This is a genomic window from Thermus neutrinimicus, assembly GCF_022760955.1.
GTDB lineage: Bacteria > Deinococcota > Deinococci > Deinococcales > Thermaceae > Thermus > Thermus neutrinimicus.
Genome location: NZ_JAKTNU010000005.1, coordinates 91,419 through 110,075 on the forward strand (window position 1 = coordinate 91,419; position 18,657 = coordinate 110,075).

At 65.1% G+C, this 18,657-nt stretch carries 21 protein-coding genes and 1 pseudogene; 9 read left to right on the forward strand and 13 right to left on the reverse strand.

What is annotated here, in order from left to right:
• Window positions 1–63: 63 nt before the first annotated feature.
• The 4 genes from L0C59_RS05120 to bshA all read left to right on the forward strand — a co-directional run bounded on the left by L0C59_RS05120 (window position 64) and on the right by bshA (window position 3,379).
• Window positions 64–1,287 (forward strand): vWA domain-containing protein, encoded by a 1,224-nt coding sequence (locus L0C59_RS05120; protein WP_243090124.1) that lies wholly within the window; start codon window positions 64–66, stop codon window positions 1,285–1,287.
• Window positions 1,288–1,290: 3 nt separating this feature from the next.
• Window positions 1,291–1,557, forward strand: coding sequence for a hypothetical protein (locus L0C59_RS05125; RefSeq protein ID WP_243090125.1), 267 nt, complete (start codon window positions 1,291–1,293; stop codon window positions 1,555–1,557).
• An 81-nt stretch (window positions 1,558–1,638) separates the two neighbouring features.
• The gene (locus L0C59_RS05130; protein WP_243090126.1) at window positions 1,639–2,136 is read left to right on the forward strand and encodes a hypothetical protein; all 498 of its coding nucleotides are present in this window, start codon (window positions 1,639–1,641) and stop codon (window positions 2,134–2,136) included.
• A 139-nt stretch (window positions 2,137–2,275) separates the two neighbouring features.
• A complete protein-coding gene (gene bshA / locus L0C59_RS05135) occupies window positions 2,276–3,379 on the forward strand; it encodes an N-acetyl-alpha-D-glucosaminyl L-malate synthase BshA (protein WP_243090127.1) in 1,104 nt (367 codons plus the stop codon).
• Window positions 3,380–3,448: 69 nt separating this feature from the next.
• On the opposite strand, the gene lon is transcribed toward bshA, so the two are convergent.
• Window positions 3,449–5,875, reverse strand: coding sequence for an endopeptidase La (lon, locus tag L0C59_RS05140; RefSeq protein ID WP_243090148.1), 2,427 nt, complete (start codon window positions 5,873–5,875; stop codon window positions 3,449–3,451).
• 111 nt (window positions 5,876–5,986) lie between these two features.
• On the opposite strand from lon, the gene L0C59_RS05145 reads away from it, so the two are divergent.
• From L0C59_RS05145 to L0C59_RS05160, 4 genes are read left to right on the forward strand one after another with little or no spacing between them, the layout of a single operon-like run.
• Window positions 5,987–6,850, forward strand: coding sequence for a DUF1517 domain-containing protein (locus L0C59_RS05145; RefSeq protein ID WP_423247922.1), 864 nt, complete (start codon window positions 5,987–5,989; stop codon window positions 6,848–6,850).
• A 30-nt stretch (window positions 6,851–6,880) separates the two neighbouring features.
• Complete coding sequence (locus L0C59_RS05150; protein WP_243090129.1) at window positions 6,881–7,819, forward strand: alpha/beta hydrolase-fold protein; 939 nt, start codon at window positions 6,881–6,883, stop codon at window positions 7,817–7,819.
• On the forward strand, window positions 7,816–8,490 hold the full coding sequence (locus tag L0C59_RS05155; protein ID WP_243090130.1) for a TerC family protein: 675 nt from the start codon (window positions 7,816–7,818) through the stop codon (window positions 8,488–8,490). Before L0C59_RS05150 ends, L0C59_RS05155 begins: the two co-directional genes overlap by 4 nt.
• On the forward strand, window positions 8,483–9,025 hold the full coding sequence (locus tag L0C59_RS05160; protein ID WP_243090131.1) for a class I SAM-dependent methyltransferase: 543 nt from the start codon (window positions 8,483–8,485) through the stop codon (window positions 9,023–9,025). The genes L0C59_RS05155 and L0C59_RS05160 overlap by 8 nt, the downstream gene beginning before the upstream one ends.
• Here L0C59_RS05160 and L0C59_RS05165 read toward each other — a convergent pair.
• The gene (locus L0C59_RS05165; RefSeq protein WP_243090132.1) at window positions 9,015–11,000 is read right to left on the reverse strand and encodes a (Fe-S)-binding protein; all 1,986 of its coding nucleotides are present in this window, start codon (window positions 10,998–11,000) and stop codon (window positions 9,015–9,017) included. The two genes, L0C59_RS05160 and L0C59_RS05165, sit on opposite strands and share 11 nt — an antisense overlap.
• Before the next feature lie 74 nt (window positions 11,001–11,074).
• On the opposite strand from L0C59_RS05165, the gene L0C59_RS05170 reads away from it, so the two are divergent.
• A complete protein-coding gene (locus L0C59_RS05170) occupies window positions 11,075–11,275 on the forward strand; it encodes a hypothetical protein (RefSeq protein WP_243090133.1) in 201 nt (66 codons plus the stop codon).
• Here L0C59_RS05170 and L0C59_RS05175 read toward each other — a convergent pair.
• From L0C59_RS05175 to L0C59_RS05225, 11 genes and pseudogenes are all read right to left on the reverse strand, one after another.
• Window positions 11,254–11,709: a divergent PAP2 family protein gene (locus L0C59_RS05175; RefSeq protein ID WP_105317911.1), complete on the reverse strand. Its 456-nt coding sequence runs from the start codon at window positions 11,707–11,709 to the stop codon at window positions 11,254–11,256. The two genes, L0C59_RS05170 and L0C59_RS05175, sit on opposite strands and share 22 nt — an antisense overlap.
• Window positions 11,693–12,544, reverse strand: coding sequence for a bifunctional 5,10-methylenetetrahydrofolate dehydrogenase/5,10-methenyltetrahydrofolate cyclohydrolase (locus tag L0C59_RS05180; RefSeq protein WP_243090134.1), 852 nt, complete (start codon window positions 12,542–12,544; stop codon window positions 11,693–11,695). Before L0C59_RS05180 ends, L0C59_RS05175 begins: the two co-directional genes overlap by 17 nt.
• A 1-nt stretch (window position 12,545) precedes the next feature.
• Window positions 12,546–13,001 carry a transcription antitermination factor NusB gene (gene nusB, locus L0C59_RS05185; protein ID WP_243090135.1) on the reverse strand — a complete coding sequence of 152 codons (456 nt, stop codon included), beginning with the start codon at window positions 12,999–13,001 and terminating at the stop codon, window positions 12,546–12,548.
• A complete protein-coding gene (locus tag L0C59_RS05190; protein WP_243090136.1) occupies window positions 12,994–13,323 on the reverse strand; it encodes an Asp23/Gls24 family envelope stress response protein in 330 nt (109 codons plus the stop codon). Before L0C59_RS05190 ends, nusB begins: the two co-directional genes overlap by 8 nt.
• Before the next feature lie 12 nt (window positions 13,324–13,335).
• Window positions 13,336–14,673: an acetyl-CoA carboxylase biotin carboxylase subunit gene (accC, locus tag L0C59_RS05195; RefSeq protein WP_243090137.1), complete on the reverse strand. Its 1,338-nt coding sequence runs from the start codon at window positions 14,671–14,673 to the stop codon at window positions 13,336–13,338.
• Window positions 14,670–15,191, reverse strand: a complete 522-nt coding sequence (accB, locus tag L0C59_RS05200; protein WP_243090138.1) for an acetyl-CoA carboxylase biotin carboxyl carrier protein — start codon at window positions 15,189–15,191, stop codon at window positions 14,670–14,672. Before accB ends, accC begins: the two co-directional genes overlap by 4 nt.
• A 108-nt stretch (window positions 15,192–15,299) precedes the next feature.
• Window positions 15,300–15,854: an elongation factor P gene (gene efp, locus L0C59_RS05205; RefSeq protein ID WP_243029611.1), complete on the reverse strand. Its 555-nt coding sequence runs from the start codon at window positions 15,852–15,854 to the stop codon at window positions 15,300–15,302.
• An 8-nt stretch (window positions 15,855–15,862) separates the two neighbouring features.
• Complete coding sequence (locus L0C59_RS05210; RefSeq protein ID WP_243090139.1) at window positions 15,863–16,753, reverse strand: PHP domain-containing protein; 891 nt, start codon at window positions 16,751–16,753, stop codon at window positions 15,863–15,865.
• A 6-nt stretch (window positions 16,754–16,759) separates the two neighbouring features.
• Window positions 16,760–16,924: a hypothetical protein gene (locus tag L0C59_RS05215; RefSeq protein WP_243090140.1), complete on the reverse strand. Its 165-nt coding sequence runs from the start codon at window positions 16,922–16,924 to the stop codon at window positions 16,760–16,762.
• Between the two features lie 146 nt (window positions 16,925–17,070).
• On the reverse strand, window positions 17,071–17,946 hold the full coding sequence (gene speB / locus L0C59_RS05220; RefSeq protein ID WP_243090141.1) for an agmatinase: 876 nt from the start codon (window positions 17,944–17,946) through the stop codon (window positions 17,071–17,073).
• A 25-nt stretch (window positions 17,947–17,971) separates the two neighbouring features.
• A pseudogene (locus L0C59_RS05225) lies at window positions 17,972–18,607 on the reverse strand (M20/M25/M40 family metallo-hydrolase); the annotation flags it as partial.
• Window positions 18,608–18,657 lie beyond the last annotated feature (50 nt).

Genomic DNA, 18,657 nt, shown 5'->3' on the forward strand with positions numbered 1-18,657 from the left:
GGAGGTGGCGGCCACCCTGGCCCCCTATCCCCGGGGCCCATGGGCAAGGTTTTTGGGAGGACGATGAAGGCCATCCGCTATAGCCGCTACGAGGGAAGCCTCGAGGACCTCTCCCCCGAGGAGATCCTGGGCCTCCTGGAGGACTTCCTCCTGGACTCCGGGTTTTCCGATCCCTTCCAGCGCTACGACCCCGACCCCGAACGCCGGCCTACGCTGGAGGATCTCTACGACGCCCTCCTCGAGGCCCTCCTCAAAAACGAACTGGTGCCGGAGGACTGGCTTAGGGAGGCCCGCTTCGCCGAGCGCAAGGAGGATACAAGGCTCCATCAGGCCCTCACCCGGATGCTGGAGAAGCTAAGGGAAGCCGGGTATCTCCGCTTCCCTGGAGAAGATCCCACTAACCCCGCCCAAGGAGGGTACAAGGGGGAGGCGGGCGAGACCCGCTTTGAGCTCACGGAAAAGGCCTCGGACTTCCTGGGCCTGAAAAGCCTCCGGGAGCTCCTGGGGGCCCTGGGCCGAAATGCGCCCGGGCTTCACCCCACCCCCCACCACGCCCCGGGGGTGGAGAAGACAGGGGAAACCAAGGGCTGGGAGTGGGGGGACCCCTTGGAGCTCAACGTTCCGGAAACCCTGAAAAAGGCCATGGCCAAGGGGCTTATGGAGCTCTCCCCCGAGGATCTGGTCATCGACCTCTCGGAGTACACCGCCAGCATGAGCACCGTGGTCCTCTTAGACTGCTCCCACTCCATGATCCTTTACGGGGAGGACCGCTTCACCCCCGCCAAAAGGGTGGCCTTGGCCTTGGCCCATCTGATCCGCACCCAGTACCCCGGGGACCGGGTGCGCTTCGTCCTCTTCCACGACACCGCGGAGGAAATCCCCCTCTCCCGACTTCCCCTGGCCCAGGTGGGCCCCTACCACACCAACACCAAGGCGGGGCTGGAGCTGGCCAGAACCCTTTTGCGGAAGATGGGCGGGGAGCTGAGGCAGATCATCCTCATCACCGACGGCAAGCCCTCGGCCATCACCCTTCCCAGCGGGGAAATCTACAAGAACGCCTGGGGCCTCGATCCCCTGATCCTGGCGGAAACCCTAAAGGAAGCCACCCTGGCCCGCAAGGAAGGCATCCCCATCCACACCTTCATGCTGGCCCGGGAACCGGAACTCCTGGCCTTCGTGAAGAAGCTTTCCCAGATCACCCGGGGTAAGGCCTACCTCACCCACCCCGGCAACCTCGGCAGGTACCTCCTCTTGGACTTCCTGAACAAGAAGGTGCAAAGGAACTGAACCATGAAGCCCCCTAAGCCCCAGGAAGCACCTCACCGGAAGGGGAACGGGAAAGCCCTCTGGGCTTTCCGCCTGAGCCTTCTTCTGGAAAGGCTCCGCCCCCACCTTTACCCCAAACCCCCTCCCGCCCTGGTGCAGGAGCTGAAGCAGGTGCGCACACCCCTCCGCCTGGATCTCCCCTACCATGTCGCCCGTTCGGGCCGGGAGTACGTGTTGATACCATGGGACAGCTACATGGAAGAGGGGGAAGAAATCCTAAGGAACCTCTGAGGGGGCCATGGGCATCCTCACCTATAAGGCTCAGGCCCGTTTGTCACATGCCCCTTGCCCCGGTCATGGCAGTCTGAAGGCATGGGCACGTGGACGTCCAGGTGGTTAGCCATCCTGGCCCTTCTGGCCCTGGCCGGGGCCATGGCCCAAGACTGGCGGCTTACCCGAAGCCAAACCCTAACCCAGGCGGGGGCCCGGGAGTGGCGGTATACCCTGGGCCCTTCCGGCAAGGAAGCCCAGGAGCTTTGGCGCAAGCTCTCCAGCCAGTACCAGGACCACCTGCGCGCGGGATACCGGGTGGACCTGGGGGCCTGGCGGGTCTACTTCCTGGGGGGAAGGCTACGATTGGAACCCCATTGCCAGGCGGTTAATCCCGCCTGTTTCACCTTCGGTGCCCTTCCTATACCCAAGGAACGGCAGGACCGCTTCCTCCTGGAGCTATCCCAACTCCTGTACCAGGCCCTTTCCCAAGCCCAAGCCACCGGGGGCGTGGTCCTCCTCACGCGGCTATTCCGCCTCGAGGTCCCCCGGGGGGCCAACCCTCCCTACCCCGCAAGCCCCTCGGGCTGGCGGCCCTGAGCACCCCCTGTCCCCTACGCTAAACTGGGGGCATGGCCTTCTTCTGGCAACCGATCGGGGAACATCCTAAAGGTGCGTCTCCCATGGGCATAGGTCCAGGGGGGTGGGCCCTCACCCCTCCCCCCTTGCGGGTTGCGGCGTGAGGGTGCTCAGGCTGGGCCTGGTGGCCTACCCCGGTCTGGGGGGTAGCGGGATTGTGGCCACGGAGCTGGCCCACCGCCTGGCCCAGATGGGCCATCAGATCTACCTTTTCGCCACGGAAAGGCCCTTCCGCCTGCCCAAGGAAAGCCCTGTGGTCTACGTCCCCGTGGACCTGCCCTTTTACCCCGTCTTCCCCGGCCCCCTTTACACCCTGTCCCTGGCCGGGGTGCTGGAGCGGGAGGCCAAGCGGCTGGGCCTGGAGCTGGTCCACACCCACTACGCCATTCCCCACGCCGCCGCTGCCTATCTGGGGCTCGGCGAGGAACTTCCCCTGGTGCATACCCTCCACGGCACCGATGTCTCGGTGCTGGGCATGGACCCGGCCTTCCACGGACCCACCCGGAAGGCCCTCCAAAGGGCCCAGGCCACCACCGCGGTGAGCCAAGCCCTGGCCCAGGAAGCCCGGAAGGCCTTCGGGGTTAGCCCCGTGGTCATCCATAACGCCGTGGACCCGGAGCGCTTCTACCCAAGACCGGAGCGGAAGAAGCTCTATGCGGAGGAGGGGGAGTGGCTTTTGCTGCACGCCTCCAACTTCCGCCCCATCAAAAGGGTGCCGGATATCGTGCGGGCCTTCGCCAAGGTGCGAAGAAGGGTAAAGGCCAGGCTCCTTCTCCTGGGGAAGGGACCGGAGGAAGGGGAGGCCAAGCGGGTTGCGGAGGAACTCGGGGTGGAGCGCTGGGTCACCTTCCACCCCCCCACGCCCCACCCTGAGGAGGTCCTGGGGGCTGCTGATCTCTTCCTGCTGGCCTCGGAGGAGGAATCCTTTGGCCAGGCGGCCCTCGAGGCCCTGGCCAGCGGGGTGCCCGTGGTGGCCACCGCCGTGGGCGGGGTTCCCGAGCTGGTACGGCCCGAGGTGGGCCGGCTGGTGGAGCTGGGGGACCTGGAGGGCTTCGCCCAGGCGGTGCTGGACCTCCTTGCCCATCCCGGGCTCCCCAGCATGCGCAAGGCTGCCCGGGAATACGCTATCGCCCGCTTTCACCCCGAAAGGATCACCCAGGCCTACTTGGAGGTGTACCAAAAGGCCCTGGAGGGGTCCCCCTGAATCAGGACCCCGCCGGGTGGCCTGCCCGGCGGGGAGAAAGGGCATGCCCCTGGCCCCTAGAGGCCACCCCTAGGCATGGGCCACCACTTCCCTTTTGCCCCGCGCCTTGGTTCCCCTGGCCTTGGCCTCCTTAGCCCTTTGCTCCAAGGCCTTGAGCCCACCCACCAGGGCCAGGTCCAGGACCGTGTCCAGGTGTTCCACGAAGTGGAAGGTCATGTTCTGGCGCAAGGGCTTGGGGATGTCGCTGAGGTCGGCTTCGTTCTGCTTGGGAAGGAGCACCTCCCGGATCCCCGCCCGCCTGGCCCCCAGCACCTTCTCCTTTACCCCGCCGATGGGGAGCACCCTGCCCGTGAGGGTGATCTCCCCGGTCATGGCGATGTCGTGGCGGACGGGCACCTCCGTGAGGGCGCTGACCAAGGCGCTCACGATGGCCACCCCGGCCGAAGGCCCTTCCTTGGGAATGGCCCCCGCGGGCACGTGGATGTGGATGTCGGACTCCTCAAACCGCTTCAAGGGGATGCCGAAGCGCTCCGCGTTCCGCTTGGCGTAGGAGAGGGCCGCCCGGGCGGACTCCTTCATCACGTCCCCCAGTTGCCCGGTGAGGATCAGGTTGCCCTTGCCGGGCATCACGGACACCTCCACGAACATGATGTCGCCCCCCACCGGGGTGTAGTACATGCCCGTGGCCACCCCCACCTGGGGCTCGCGGGCCTCGGTTTCCGGCAGGTGGCGGGGTGGACCCAGGTACCGTTCCAGATCCTTCTCCGTGATGCGCACCCGCTTCTTGCCCTCTTCCAGGATCTGGCGGGCCGCCTTGCGCAAAAGGGACCCGATCTCCCGCTCCAGCTGGCGCACCCCGGCCTCGCGGGTGTAGTGGGTGATGAGGCGCATGAGGGCCGCCTCGGTGATCACCACCTGGCCCTCGAGGAGGCCGGTTTCCCGCATCTGCCGGGGCAGGAGGTAGCGCTTGGCGATCTCCAGCTTTTCCTGCTCGATGTAGCTGGTGAACTCGATGGCCTCCATCCGGTCCCAGAGGGGGGCGGGGATGTTCTGGGGGAAGTTGGCGGTGCAGATGAACATCACCTCGGAAAGGTCAAAGGGCACCCCCAGGTAGTGGTCCACAAACTCCTTGTTCTGGGCAGGGTCCAGCACCTCCAAGAGGGCCGCCGCAGGGTCCCCCTGGTAGGAGATGCCCAGCTTGTCCACCTCGTCCAGGAGGAAGACGGGGTTCTTGGTGCCCGCCTGGCGCAGGCCCTGGATGATGCGGCCGGGCATGGCCCCGATGTAGGTACGCCGGTGCCCCCGGATGTCGGATTCGTCCCGCACACCCCCCAAGGAGATGCGCACGTACTTGCGGCCCAAGGCCTCGGCGATGCTCTTGGCGATGGAGGTCTTCCCCACCCCAGGGGGCCCCACGAAGAGGAGGATGGGCCCCTTGTTCACCTCGTCTGGTGGGATCTCCCCCCGCTTGGCCCGCTCCGCCTTGAGCTTCCGCACCGCCAGATACTCCAGGACCCGGTCCTTCACCTTCTCCAGGCCGTAGTGGTCCCTTTCCAGGATCTCCTTGGCCCGGTTTAGATCCAGGTTGTCCTCGGTACGGGTGTTCCAGGGAAGGTTGACGATCCAGTCCAGGTAGGTGCGGATGACGCTGGCCTCGGCGGAATCAGGGTGCATGCGGGCAAAGCGGTTGAGCTCCCGCTCCACCTCCTGCCGCACCACGGGGGGAAGGTGGAGCTCCTCCACTTTCCTGCGGAACTCCTCCACCTCCTCGGCGCCTTCCTCCCCGTGGAGCTCCCGCTGGATGGCCTTCATCTGCTCCCTGAGGAAGTACTCCCGCTGGTTGCGGTCGATCTCCTCCTTGACCTGCTGCTGGATGCGCCTTTGCGTCTCTATGAGCTCCAGCTCCGCCTCGAGGAGGACCAAAACCCGCTTCAGCCTCTCCGCCACGTTGGGGGTTTCCAACACCCTCTCCTTGTCCTCCAGGCGGAAGTCCATGTGGAAGGCGATGTAATCCGCCAGCTGGCTTGGGTCCTCCAGGTTCAAGACGAACTGGGCCACCTCGGGGGCCAGGTACTTCCCCTCCTTCAGAAGGGCCTGGAACTTGTCCTTCACCTCCCGCACCAGGGCCTTGACCAAGGTGGGATCAGCGGGTTCATCGGAGAGAACCTCCCCCTTGGCCTCGAGGTGGTCCCCCAGGTCCAGCCACTCCTTGACCCGCACCCGGGCAAAGGCCTGCACCAGCACCTGGACGGAGCCGTCCGGGTTCTTGCGCATCTTGAGGATGTTGCAGGCGGTGCCCACCTCGTAGAGGTCCGAGGGCTTAGGGGTTTCCACCTCCTTGTCCTTCTGGCTCACGATAAGTAGCACCCGCTCTCGGGCCAAGGCCTCGTCGATGGCCCGGATGGAGATAGGCCTCCCGGCATCGATGGGCATGACCATGGTGGGGTAGATGACCGACCCCCTCACCGGGCAGACGGGCAGGGTTTCTGGCAGCATGTTTTCCCTCCTTTCTCTTTTCTCGTCCATAGCCTAAGCCTACCTATGTCAAGTTTACTGCATCGTTGGTTTTAGCACAAAGCCTCCTGGCCCTGGGGTATGCTGAAGGCCATGCGCCGCCTCGTTTGGCTCCTGCTTCTGGCCCTCTCCCTAGCCCTGGCCCAGAAGAGCGGGGGCGGCGCAGGCGGACGCCCCTATGCCCCTACCCCACCCCCCATGAGCCCGGGGCCAGCCCCGGTCTTCCCCAGCCCAGCCCCCTCGTACCCCCCCTATCCTGGCCCGGTGGTGGTCTACCCCGGAGGGGGTGGGGGAAGTTTGGGTATTGTACCCGTTTTGGTCTTCCTGGGCCTGGCCGTGCTGACCGCCTACCTGGTCCGGGGCCTCCGCCAGGCGGGGGGTTACGGGCCAGGCCAATACCCCCTAGAACCCACCGCCAGCGTGGCCAGGTTGCGCCTAGCCCTCCTGGCCCGCCCCCAGGTGCAAAGGGCCCTCCGGCTTCTGGCCGAGGGAGCGGACACCACCTCGGCCAAGGGCCTGGCGGACCTGGTGGACGAAGCGGCGCTTTTGCTCCTCAAGGAGGAACCCGCCTGGCGCTTTGGGGATTACCGGGTGGTGGCAGGTTCCGAGGAGGAGGTCCTGGGCCGGTTTGACGCGTGGATGCTGGAGGAGCGGAGCAAGTACCAGGAAACCTTCCGGCACTTTGAGGGAAAGAAGCAGGTGTGGGAGGAGTACCAGGCCCAGGTGGAGCCCGGCGGGCGCTACCTGGTGGTAAGCCTCATCCTCGCCGAGCGCAGGTTTCTTCCTCCCCAATCCCCCTTGACCCGATCCCGGGCCAGGCAAGCCCTCATGGACCTGGCGGGATCCAGCCCCTTCACCCTCTTGGCCGCGTACCTCTCCTGGACCCCGGAAAGGGAAGGTGAGGCCCTGACGGAGGAGGAGCTCCTTCTCCTCTACCCGGAGTTGGCCAAGCTTTAGCTCCGCTCCTGTCCCGGGTAGAGTATTCCCGTGGTACGGGTTTCCAAGCGCACCGTCACCTTCTTTCCCCCAGCCCAGGCCAAGGCCCTGGTGGGAGATTTCACCGACTGGGAAAGGAACCCCATTCCCCTCCAAGGCCCCGTCACCCTGGAGTTTCCCGAAGGAGCCTATGTGGAATACGCCTTCCTGGACGAAGGGGGTAGGCCCTTCCCCGACCCCGATAACCCGGAGCGGGCGGACAATCCCTGGTGGACCTATCCCCGGGCCATTCGGCTTCCCGGGCACCGGTTCGAAGCGCCCCCTGAGCCCAGGGAAGAACCCAGGGTAGAGCGGCACCGCTTGGGGGAAAGACGCTTCTACGTAGCCGATGCGGGGACAAGTCCCCAGGCCACCCTGGTGGCCCAGGATGGGGTGGCCTTCTACCGCACCGCAGGCCTGCACAAGGTGGCCCAGGCCCTGGTGGAGGCGGGCGAGATCCCAGCGGTGCGCCTGGTCTTTGTGGAGCCCATCGACCGGAACCAGGAGTACCGGTTTTCCGAAGCCTACGAGGAGGAGTTCCACCGGGTCCTAGGGGAAGTGGAACGCCTAAAGGGCCCCTTGGGGGAGGTCCTCCTGGTGGGGGCCTCCTTGGGGGGGCTTTTTTCCTTGTGGCAAGCCCTTCGCCACCCGGGCCGCTTCCCAAAGGTCCTCGCCCTCTCCCCGGCGCTAAAGGCCCATCCAGGCGGCACCGACGCCTATCGGGACCGGGAATGGCTTTTGGAGCAGTACGCTAACGCCAAGGTCCTACCCCGCATCTACCTGGAGGTGGGTCTTTTGGAATGGCTCCTGGCCCCAGTCCGCCGCTTCGCCGCCCTCCTGGCTGACCGCAAGGTTCCCCATGCCTACCGGGAAAGGGCCTCGGGACACAACTGGGTCACGTGGAAGCAAGCCTTGGCCCCTGGGCTAAGGTACCTTTTGGGGGAGGCATGAGCGGGGAAGCGCTATTGGTGCTCCTTTCCGTGGCGGTCCTCGAGGCCCTCCTCTCCGGGGACAACGCCTTGGTGCTGGCGGTGATGGTGAGGCCCCTGCCCACCCACCTGCGCCGCAAGGCCCTCTTCTACGGGGTCCTGGGGGCCTACCTCCTCAGGGGCCTAGCCCTCCTCTTCGCCGTGTACGTGATCCGGCTATGGTGGGTTCAGGTGTTGGGGGGGCTTTACCTCCTCTTCCTTATGGTTCAACACTTCCACGACCACCCCGAGGCCAAGCCCTTGCCCGAAACCACCGCCCGGGAGTTTTGGCGGGTGGTCCTCCTCATCAACCTGGTGGATCTGGCCTTTGCCGTGGACTCCATCCTGGCAGTGGTGGCCTTTTCCCAGGACCTCCTCCTGGTCTTCCTGGGCGTGGCCCTGGGCATCCTCTTCATCCGCCTGGCTGCCAGCTACGTGGTGGCGGTTATGGAGCGGTATCCCGGCCTGGAAAAGGTGGCCTACGCCCTGGTGGGCTGGGCCGGGGTCAAGCTCCTCTTGGAAGGAAACGCCACCCTGGCGGAACTCCTGCACCGTCCCGAGCTGGCCTGGCACCTGCCGAAACCCGCCTTCTGGGGCGTAACCTTCCTCATCCTCCTGGGGGGAAGCCTTCTGGCCTTCCGGAAACATGCCTAGGGATTGGGATGCCTTTTACCGGGAAACGGAAGGGGAACGAGCCCCGGCCTTCACGGTGCGGGCCTATGGCCCCTTCGTACCCCCTGGGCCCATCCTGGACCTGGCCGGAGGCCTAGGAAGGAACGCCCGCTACTTCCTGCAAAGGGGCCACCCCGTGGTCCTGGTGGAAAGGAGCCGCGAGGCCCTAAGGAAACTGGCCGGCACCCCCGGGCTCACCCTGGTGGAGCTGGACCTCGAGGACCCCAAGGCCCTCACCCACCTTCCCAAAGGCCCCTTCGCCGGCATCCTCATGAGCTATTACGTAAACCGGCCCCTTCTTAAGGCCCTTCCTCCCCTGGTGGCCCCAGGGGGGCTTCTCCTGGTGGAAGGCTTTAGCCGCCGGGAAGCCTTGCGGCGCAACAGGCCGCAAAGCCCCTTCTACTGGGAGCCCTACGAACTCCTCACCCCTCCCCCAGGCCTCCTGCTGCGGGCCTTTGGGGAGGGGTGGATGGAGGGCTACCGGGTCTTCGCCGTGTATGGAAACCCTAGGCCTTAAGGCCCCGGGCCACCAGCTCGGCGATGTCCAAAACCTCGGGGGGCTTCTCGTCCTGGGCCACCTCCACATTCATCATGGCCATGCAGAAGGGGCAACCCGTGGCGATAACCTCCGCCCCCGTGCCCTTAAGCTCCCGGTAGCGGTTTTCCGAAACCCGCATGGCCCCAGGTTCCTCTTCCTTCCAGAACTGGGCTCCGCCGGCCCCGCAGCAGAAGCTTCGCTCCCGGCTCCTAGGGGGTTCGGTGAGGAACAAGCCCACCCCCTTGAGCACCTCCCGGGGGGCCTCGTACACCCCGTTGTGCCGGCCCAGATAGCAGGGGTCATGGAAGACTACCCGCCGGGTTTCCTCGGAAACCTTCAGCCGGCCCGAGCGCAAAAGCTCGGCGATGAACTCCGAGTGGTGGACCACCCGGTACTCTCCGCCAAAGGCCTTGTACTCGTTGCCCAGGGTGTGGAAGCAGTGGGGGCAGGTGGTGACGATGGTCTTAGGGGCCACCTGGTTCAGGGTTTCCACGTTCTCCGTGGCCAGCTGGAAAAAGAGGTACTCATTGCCCGCCCGCCTGGCGGAATCCCCCGTGCACTTCTCCTTGCGGCCCAGGACCGCCCAATCCACCCCGCTGGCGTTTAGGATATCCACCATGCTTCTTGCGATCCTCTGGGCCCTGGGATCGTAGCTGGCCGCACATCCCACCCAGTAGAGGACCTCAGGATGAGGCTTTTCCTCCACGGTGGGCACCTTAAGGCCCTCCGCCCAGTCCAGGCGCTTATCCTGGCCGATGCCCCAGGGGTTGCCCGAGCGCTCCATGCCGCGGAAGGCGTTGTTGAGCTCCTGGGGGAACTCCCCTTCCATGAGCACCTTGGCCCGGCGCACGTCCAGGACGTGAAGCATGGGCTCGTTGCCCACCGGGCAGACCTCCACGCAGGCCATGCAGGTGGTACAGGCCCAAAGGGCCTCCTCGTTCAGGGCGAAGTCCATAAGGGGCCTCGGGCTTTCCTGCCCGCTGGCAAAGGCCGGGAGGATCTCATTCAGCTCGTACCGCTCGGAGATGACGATGGCCGCCGGGGAGAGGGCCTTTCCCGTGGCGTAAGCGGGGCAGGCCTCCTGACAGCGGTTGCACATGATGCAGGCATAGGCGTCCAGAAGGCGCTTCCAGGAAAGGTCCTCCAGCTTTTCAGCCCCGAACTTCTCCTCCTCCCTCTCAAAGTCCAGGGGCAAGAGGGCCCCAGGCCTCTCCTGGCGGAAGGCCAAGTTGATGGGACCCATCATCAGGTGGATGTGCTTGGAACGGGGGAAGTAGGGCAGGAAGAGGAGGATGGAGCCTAGGGCACCCCACCAGAAGAAATGTTCCAAAAACACTAGGCTGGAAGGCGAAAGGCCCCCAAGCCAAGAGGCCAGAAGGCTGGCGACCGGCTGGAAGGGATCGGGCTCCCCCTGGGCCAGGCCCGCGGCCTTGGAAAGCAGGCGGCTTCCCACGTGGAAGGTGATGAAGGCCCCCACGATAGCCGAATCCCGGGGGATTCCCCCGCGTACCCGTTCGTGGAGGGGCACCTTGGGATTCCAGGTGAAATCCTGAGGCGCCAGAAGGTAGCGGCGGAGCATGAGCCCCAGGATGCCCACCAGGATGGCGGCGGTGAGAAGGTCGGCCACAAGGTTATAAGCGTTCCACAGACCCCCTCGGGCGTGCAGGGGGAAGTACCCCTCCAGAAGGTCCACCAGGTTGACCAGGAGATAATAGACGAAGCCGTAGAAGACCAGGGCGTGGAGAAGGGAAACCAGAGGCCGCCTCTTGAAAACCGTCTGCTGCGTAAGGGTAAGCCAAAGGGCCCGGCCAACGCGCTCGGGCAGGCGGTCAAAGCGCTCCTCCGGACGCCCCCTGCGGATGGCCAGGTACACGCGGCGAAAACCAGTATAGGCATAGTAGAGGCTTGCGGCCAGGAGCAGGATAAAGAGGATTTTCTCCGGTAGCGTCAGCATGGGTGCAACCTCCTTATACTCGGTAAAAGTTTACCCCATCCCACCGAGCTGGCAAGGGCGTACAATGAAACCCCGTGGAAACGGTTGCCTTCGGCATCCTCCTCCTCTTTGGCCTTTTGAACCTCTGGGTCTTCCACCGCTTCAGGAAGCCCCTCCTGCCCCTGGTACTGGCCTTGTTCGCAGGCTTTTTCACCTTCTTTCTCTCCCCTGTGCTTGGGCTCCTCGTCTTCCTCTTGGGGCAGACCCTAGCCTTTTACGCCGCCGGGAAAAGGTGAAAGCTGAGGAAGGCCACCAAGGCGCCCAGCAATGCCCCCACCAGGACCTCGAGGTAGGTGTGGCCCAACAGTTCCTTAAGGGGCTCCGGAGCGGGGCCTTTCTCCAGCACCTGTTGCAGTTCCTGAACCAGCTGGTTCAGAAGCTGGGCGTGCAGGCCAGCCGCCCGGCGGATTCCCGTGGCGTCGTACATGACGATGAGGGCAAAGATGGCGGCCACGGCGAAGAGGGTGCTACCAAAACCTTCCTGGAAGCCCACGCCCATGGCCAAGGCGCTGACGGTGGCGGAGTGGGAGCTGGGCATTCCCCCGGTTTCCAGGAAGCGCTCCCATTGGAACCGGCCCTCCAGCAGGTAATAGAGAAACAGCTTCAGGGTCTGGGCCAGGAAGTTGGCCAGGATCGCGGTCCAAAAGACCTGGTTAGCGAGGAGCTCCATGCCGTCTAAGCAACGCCGCCTTCACGGTATTGGCCATCAACATGGCCACGGTCATGGGCCCCACGCCCCCGGGCACGGGGGTAAGGGCGCTGGCCACCTCGGCCACCTCGGGGTGAACATCGCCAAGAAGCCTACCCTCCACCCGGTTCACCCCCACGTCCACCACCACGGCCCCGGGCCGCACCCACTCCCTTCGCACCAGGTGCGGCCGCCCCACGGCCACCACCAACACCTCCGCCCGCCGGGTCACCTCGGGCAGGTTCCGGGTACGGGAGTGGGCTAGGGTCACCGTGGCGTCCTCCCGCAGGAGAAGGCCAGCAAGGGGCTTGCCCACGATGTTGGACCGGCCCAGGACCACCACCTCCTTACCCCTGAGCTCTACCCCGTAATGCCTGAGCAAGCGGACGATACCCAAGGGCGTGCAGGGGAAAAGCCCCTCCCCTCCGCTCCAAAGCTTCCCCACGTTGAGGGGGTGGAAGCCATCCACATCCTTAAGGGGGGAGATGGCCTCTAAGACCCGCTCCGTGCGGATGTGGGCGGGCAAGGGGAGTTGGACCAGGATGCCGTCCACCTCTGGGTCCTGGTTCAGGGCCTCTATACGCCGGAGAAGGGCCTCCTCCGGGGTATCCTCGGGGAACACCTCCACCTGGCTCAAGAGGCCAAGCTCCCTGGCCTTCTTGTCCTTAAGGCGCACGTAGGAGACCGAGGCGGGGTCCTCTCCCAAGCGGATCACCCGGAGGGAGGGGACGAAGGGCAGGGAGCTAAGGGCCTCCCGCAGCTCTCCATACACGGTGGTTGCCACCTCATGGCCGGAAAGGGTACGGGCAAGGGTCATCTCAGTCCTCCTTGGGCACCGCCTTCAGCTCACCCTCCTGGATCCGTCGGTACAAGCGGCCCAGAACCCCGTTGACAAAAGCCCCTGAGTGCTCTCCCCCATAGCGGTTGGCGATCTTTACCGCCACCTCGATCAGGGGCGCAAAGGGAGTGGGCTCGTGGAGCATCTCGTAAGCGGCCAGGCGCAGGACCGTGAGGTCGGTTTTGGACATCTGGCCGAAGTCCCAACCCTCCACCGTATCCCGTAGCACCTGGTCCACCTCTTCCGCATGGGCCTTGTATCCCTCCAGCAAGCGCCGGGCAAAGGCCACGCCCTCCTGGTCCAGGAGGTCCCCATAGGGGTCCTCCTCGCCTCCCATCTCCTCCAAGGCGTGCCGGAAAGCCTCCTCCAGGTCCACTCCCCCCTGGGTATGGGCGAACAAGGCCCGCATGGCCAGTTCCCTGGCTCGCCTAAGCATGGGCCTCCTTCCGGTACTCCACCTGGGCCACGGTAAGGTTCACCGCCTGCACCCTCTCCCCCGTGGCCAGGTAAAGGGCCTCCGCCACGGCTTTTTGCACCGCCTGGGCCACCTCGGGAATGGAGACCCCAAAGTCCACGGAGAGCACCAGGTCCACCGTGAACCCCTCGGGGGTGCGTTCCACCTTAATGGGCTTCATGCGGCGGAAAACCTCCCCCAGGGAGCGGGGGGCGGTTTCCAAGAGCCGCACCCCCTGAAGCTCAGAAAGGGCATGGGCCACCAGCCCCTCGAGGGCGTGGTCGCTGATCTCGTACTCCACCATCACACGCCCAGTCTACATCTCCATCCGCCGGGCCACGAAGTTGGTGTAGACCGCCCCCCGGCGGAAGAAGGCGTTTTGCAACACCTTCTGGTGGAAGGGAATGGTGGTCTTGAGGCCAGGGCCCTCGATCACCGTCTCGGCAAGAGCCCTTTCCATGCGCCTGATGGCCTCCTCACGGGTGGGGGCCCAGGCGATGATCTTGGCGATCAAGCTGTCGTAGTGGGGCGGGATCTGGTAACCCGCGTAGAGGTGGCTGTCCACCCGGATCCCCGGCCCCCCGGGGAAATGGAGGGTCTCCACCTTGCCGATGGAGGGCCTGAAGCCCTTCTCCGGGTCCTCGGCGTTGATGCGCACCTCTATGGCATGCCCCCGCACCTCCACCTCTTCCTGCCTGAACCAGAGCTTCTCCCCCATGGCGATGCGGAACTGGGCCTGGACCAGGTCAATGCCGGTGACCATCTCGGTCACGGGGTGTTCCACCTGGATGCGGGTGTTCATCTCTATGAAGTAGAAGTTCCCCTCCTTATCCACCAGGAACTCCAACGTTCCCGCAGACACGTACCCCACATGCCGGGCCAGACGGGCCGCCGCCTCGGCAATGGCCTTCCGGGTCTCCAAGGGCAAGGTGCTAGGGGCTTCCTCCAAGAGCTTCTGGTGCCGGCGCTGGATGGAGCAGTCCCGTTCCCAAAGGTGGATGACGTTCTCCCCGTCCCCCAGGACCTGGATCTCTATGTGCTTGGGCTCCTCTATGTACTTTTCCAGGTAGACGGCGGGGTTGCCGAAGGCAGCCCGGGCCTCCTCCTGGGCCTGCTGGACCGCCCTTTCCAACTCCTCCTCGGTGTGCACCAAGCGCATGCCCCTGCCCCCACCCCCGGCGGAGGCCTTGAGGATCACGGGATAGCCGATCTCCCGAGCGGCCCGTTTGGCCTCCTCCACGCTCGCAAGCTCGTCCGTCCCCGGCACCGTGGGCACCCCGGCCTCCCGCGCCACCTTCCTGGCGGTGGCCTTGTCCCCAAGGGCGCGCATGTTCTCCGGGGTGGGGCCGATGAAGGTGATGCCGTGATCCCGGCACATCTCGGCAAAGGTGGCGTTCTCCGCCAGGAAGCCGTAACCAGGATGGATGGCGTCGGCCCCGGTCACGATGGCCGCGGAAAGCAGGTTGGGGATGTTCAGGTAGCTCTGCCCGGAAGGGGGAGGGCCGATGCAGATGGCCTCGTCCGCCAGGAGCACCGGGAGGCTTTTCTCGTCCGCGGTGGAGTGGGCCACCACGGTCTTGATCCCCAACTCCTTGGCGGCCCGGATGATCCTCAAGGCGATCTCGCCCCGGTTGGCGATAAGGACCTTCTTCATAGCGGCTGGATCAGGAAGAGGGGCTGCCCGTACTCCACGGGTTCCCCGTTTTTCACCAGGATCTTCTTGACGATCCCGGAAACCTCCGACTCGATCTCGTTCATGAGCTTCATCGCCTCAATGATGCAGAGCACCTGGCCCTTTTCCACCCGGTCCCCTTCCTCCACGTAAGGAGGGGCATCCGGGGCCGGCGCCCGGTAGAAGGTCCCCACGATGGGGGCCCTCACCTCCACGCAACCCGCACACTCCCCCCCAGCCTCCTTAGCCTCCTTGGCCCCTTTGGCCTCCTGGGCCTTTAGGGCAGGAGCCCCGGCGGCCGGAGCCAGGTCCCCAGGGGCGGGGGTGGGGGGGGAAGGAAGCGGAGCCACAGGGGCAGTTACCCCCTGCGGCAAGGCCACCACCTGCACCTCGCCCCCTCGGCGCACGGTCAGCTTGTAATCAGGGGTTTCCAGGGTGAGCTCGCTCACCCCGTGCTCCACCAGGGCCTGCAGGATCTGTTTCAGCTCCTTGGGCGTCATGGGTACACCTCGCGGCATAAAGCTTACCCTATCCTGGCCCCACCACTGCCTTTGGACTCGGTAAAAGAAAGGGCCCGGGGCGAACCCGGGCCACAGAGCCCCAAGGCCTTAAGCCCGGCCCACGTACTGGCCCGTGCGGGTATCCACCTTGATGACCTCACCAGGCTCCACGAAAAGGGGCACCTGCACCACCGCCCCCGTTTCCAGGGTGGCCGGCTTGCTGCCGCCGGAGACCGTGTCCCCCCGCACTCCCGGGGGCGTATCCACCACCTTGAGCTCCACCACGGTGGGCGGGGTAATCTTCAGGGGACGCCCCTCGTACATGTCCCCCAGGACGGTCATGCCCTCCTTGAGAAACCGAGCGGCCTCCACCTGATCCTTGGGCAGGTGGAACTGCTCGTAGGTTTCCAGGTCCATAAAGACCAGGTCGTCCCCCTCCTGGTACAGGTACTGGAGCTCCCGGGTTTCCACGTAGATGTCCTCCAGCTTCTCCCCGGAGTTGAAGGTGCGCTCAATGGTGGCCCCGGTTTCCAGGTTCTTGAACTTAGCCACCACCTTGGCCCCGCCGCGGCCGATCTTCTGGTGCTGGTACTCCACGCACTCCCAAAGGCCGCCCTCCATCCTCACCTTGGTTCCGGGTCTGAGGTCAGTTACGCTGATCATGCTTCCTCCTAAAGGTTCAGGACCTGGGGCCTAAGCCCTAAGAGGTCAATATACCGGAGGTACTCCTCTTCCCCAAGCTCCTGACCGGCCAGGGCCACCAGGAGGGCCTCCATGACGTTGGTGCCAAAGCTCCGCCCGTCCAAGCGGGGGGTGGTGGTGATGAGGCGCCTTACCCCCCTCTCCTTCAAAAAGGCCAGGTCCTCCTCCGTGGTGGTGTTGGTGAGCACCGTCTTCCCCCGCATATCGTCGGGCATGTGCCGCTTGATGTAGTGCCAGTCCCCCGCCACCAGGTCTGCCCAAAGGTAGTAGCGGCTTCGCCAGTCCACCGCCCGCTTCTCCTGCTTTTCCCCCGTGGGGTAGAGGAGCTGGAAGGGAAGCTGGGTAAGGACGGGAAGGAGGACCAAGGCGAGCTTCTGCAGGAAGGAGAGGGAGTAGAGGGGTATGGGCAAACCCAGGGCAAAGATGAAGTCCCCGTAAAGAACCCTGGCCCCGGCCTCGTGCAGGGCCTCGGCCAGGCCAAAGCGGTCCACGGCGGAGGGCAGAAGGACCTTGGTATTTTTCCAATCAATCAGCCCCGCCAGCTGGGCCACCGCCCGGCGCTCCAAGGTGTGCTTGAGGCCGGATCCGTCCACCACAGGGGTTTTGCGGGCCGCCTCCTTAAGCCTTTTGGCATCCCGGATGGTGTAGCGCCGCCCCCCTGCCCAAAGGTAGAGGTCTATGCCCCCAAGGCCGATGGCGTCTACCTTTCCATCCAGCTCAGCAATGAGGCGAAGGGCTTTCTGGAAGTCGCCGTCCGTGCCCCGCCTTTCCAAAACCACCTCCTCCCCGAGAAGCTCCAGCTGAACCCTGGAGTCCCGGCGGCTAGCCCCCAGGGACACGGAAACCACGTGCTTGGCCACGAAGGGCTATTCTAACCGAAGGAGGAAGCCCAGGACCAGCCAAAGGGCGGCCAGCAGGAAGAAGGGCCAGGCGCGCCGCACCCCGAGCAGGCGGGCTAGAAGGCCAAAAGCCGCGCTCCCAAAGGCAAGGGCGAAGAAGAGGGCCTCGAGGTTCTGAAAGAAGGCCTGCATGGCTCAAGGTTAGCCCAAGACCCGCCCGAAAGGAGGGGTTCGGGCAGGGTGAAGGGCTGGGCAAGGCCCGTCCCCCGGAGAAGCAGGCCCCAAAACCCCCGCGCCCAGGCCCCAGGATCGGGAAACTGGGGGACAGGGGATGTGGACTACAGGCCCTTGGCCTCGAGCCACCCCGCCTGGAGGCCCTTAAGGCCTATGGCGTGATAGACCAGCTGGGCCGCGGTCATCTCCGCGTGGAACTGGCCGTTGGGGGAAAGCTCCACGAAGTCCATGCCCACCACCTCCTTTGCCCCGAAGACCGCCTCCAGTAGGTCCACCACCTGGCGGTAGGAAAGCCCCCCAGGTAAGGGGGTGCCCACGCTGGGCATGACGCTGGGATCCAGGGCATCAAAGTCCAGGCTGATGTAGACCCTCTCCCCCAGGGCCTCGAGGATCTCCCCTAAAGGAAGCCCTTCCCGGTGAAGCCGGTGAGCGGGGAAAAGGGCCACCCCCTTCGCCTTGGCCAAGGCCAAGGACTCTTGATCCATGGCCCGGATCCCCACCTGGACCAAGGGGAAACCCTCTTGCACCAAGCGGTAAAAGGGCGAGGCATGGGAGTAGATGGATCCCTGCCACCCCGGGTAAAGATCCGCATGGGCATCGATCTGAAGCAGGGAGAACCCCCCCAGGGCCTCCCGGTGGGCCTGGACCAGGGGATGGGTGATGGAATGGTCCCCCCCCAGGGCCACCAGGAACTTGCCCGCCCGAAGATGGTTTAGGGCAGCCTCCCGGATCAGGGCGTGGCTTTCCTCGGCGCTTCCCGCCACCCAGGGCACCGGCTCCGCCGCGTGGATGCCCACCTCCTCCGGGGCCACGCCTAGCTCTAACAGAAAGGGCTCCAGCTCCCGGCTGGCCAGCAAGATGGCCTCAGGGCCCCGCCTCGCCCCCGGCAAGAAGGAGAGGGAAAGGTCGTAGGGCACGGGCAGGACCACCACCCGGGCCTCCTCGAGGGCAGTATCGCGCTCGCCAAAGGGTAGACGCATACCCCTAAGAGCCTAGCAGATGGGGCTAGACTCCGAGGGAGTAAAGCTCAAGAAGCCTGAGAAGGGCCAGGGTTCCCCGCTCAAAATCCCGGATGCGGATGTGTTCGTTGGGGCTATGCACCCGGCTCCCCGGATACCCCACCCCAAGCCCCACCGCCGGGGCCCCCAGGTGGTGGAGGAAGGGATGCATGGGGCCAGACCCCGCCATATTGGGGTAAAGCACCGCCTTCACCCCAAAGGCTTCCTCCAGAGCCCTTCGGGCCAGGCCAAGGAAGGGATGGGAAAGGTCCGAGCGGGCCGGGTGCTCCCCCTTTTCCAGGACCACCACCTCCACGTCGTGGAAACCCTGGGCCTCGAGGTGCCGCTTGAGAAGCCTGGGGATCTCCTCCGGGTCCTGGTCGGGCACCAGGCGGAAGTCCAGCTTGGCAAAGGCCTCCGCGGGCAACACGGTCTTGGAACCTGGGCCTCCGTAGCCCGAGTGGAAGCCGTTTACGTTGACGCAAGGCTCCGCATAGAGGCGCTGGTTGAACTCCAGGTTCCTGGCCCCACCCAGGAAATCCCGTACGCCGAAGGCATCCTTCAGCGCCTCTGATTCGTCGGGGATCTCCGCCAGCACCTCCATCTCCTTGGGGGAAAGGGGACGGACCCGGTCATAAGTACCCTCCTCTTAAAATATCCCCATGCCTGCACCCATCCGAGTTCATCTGACTC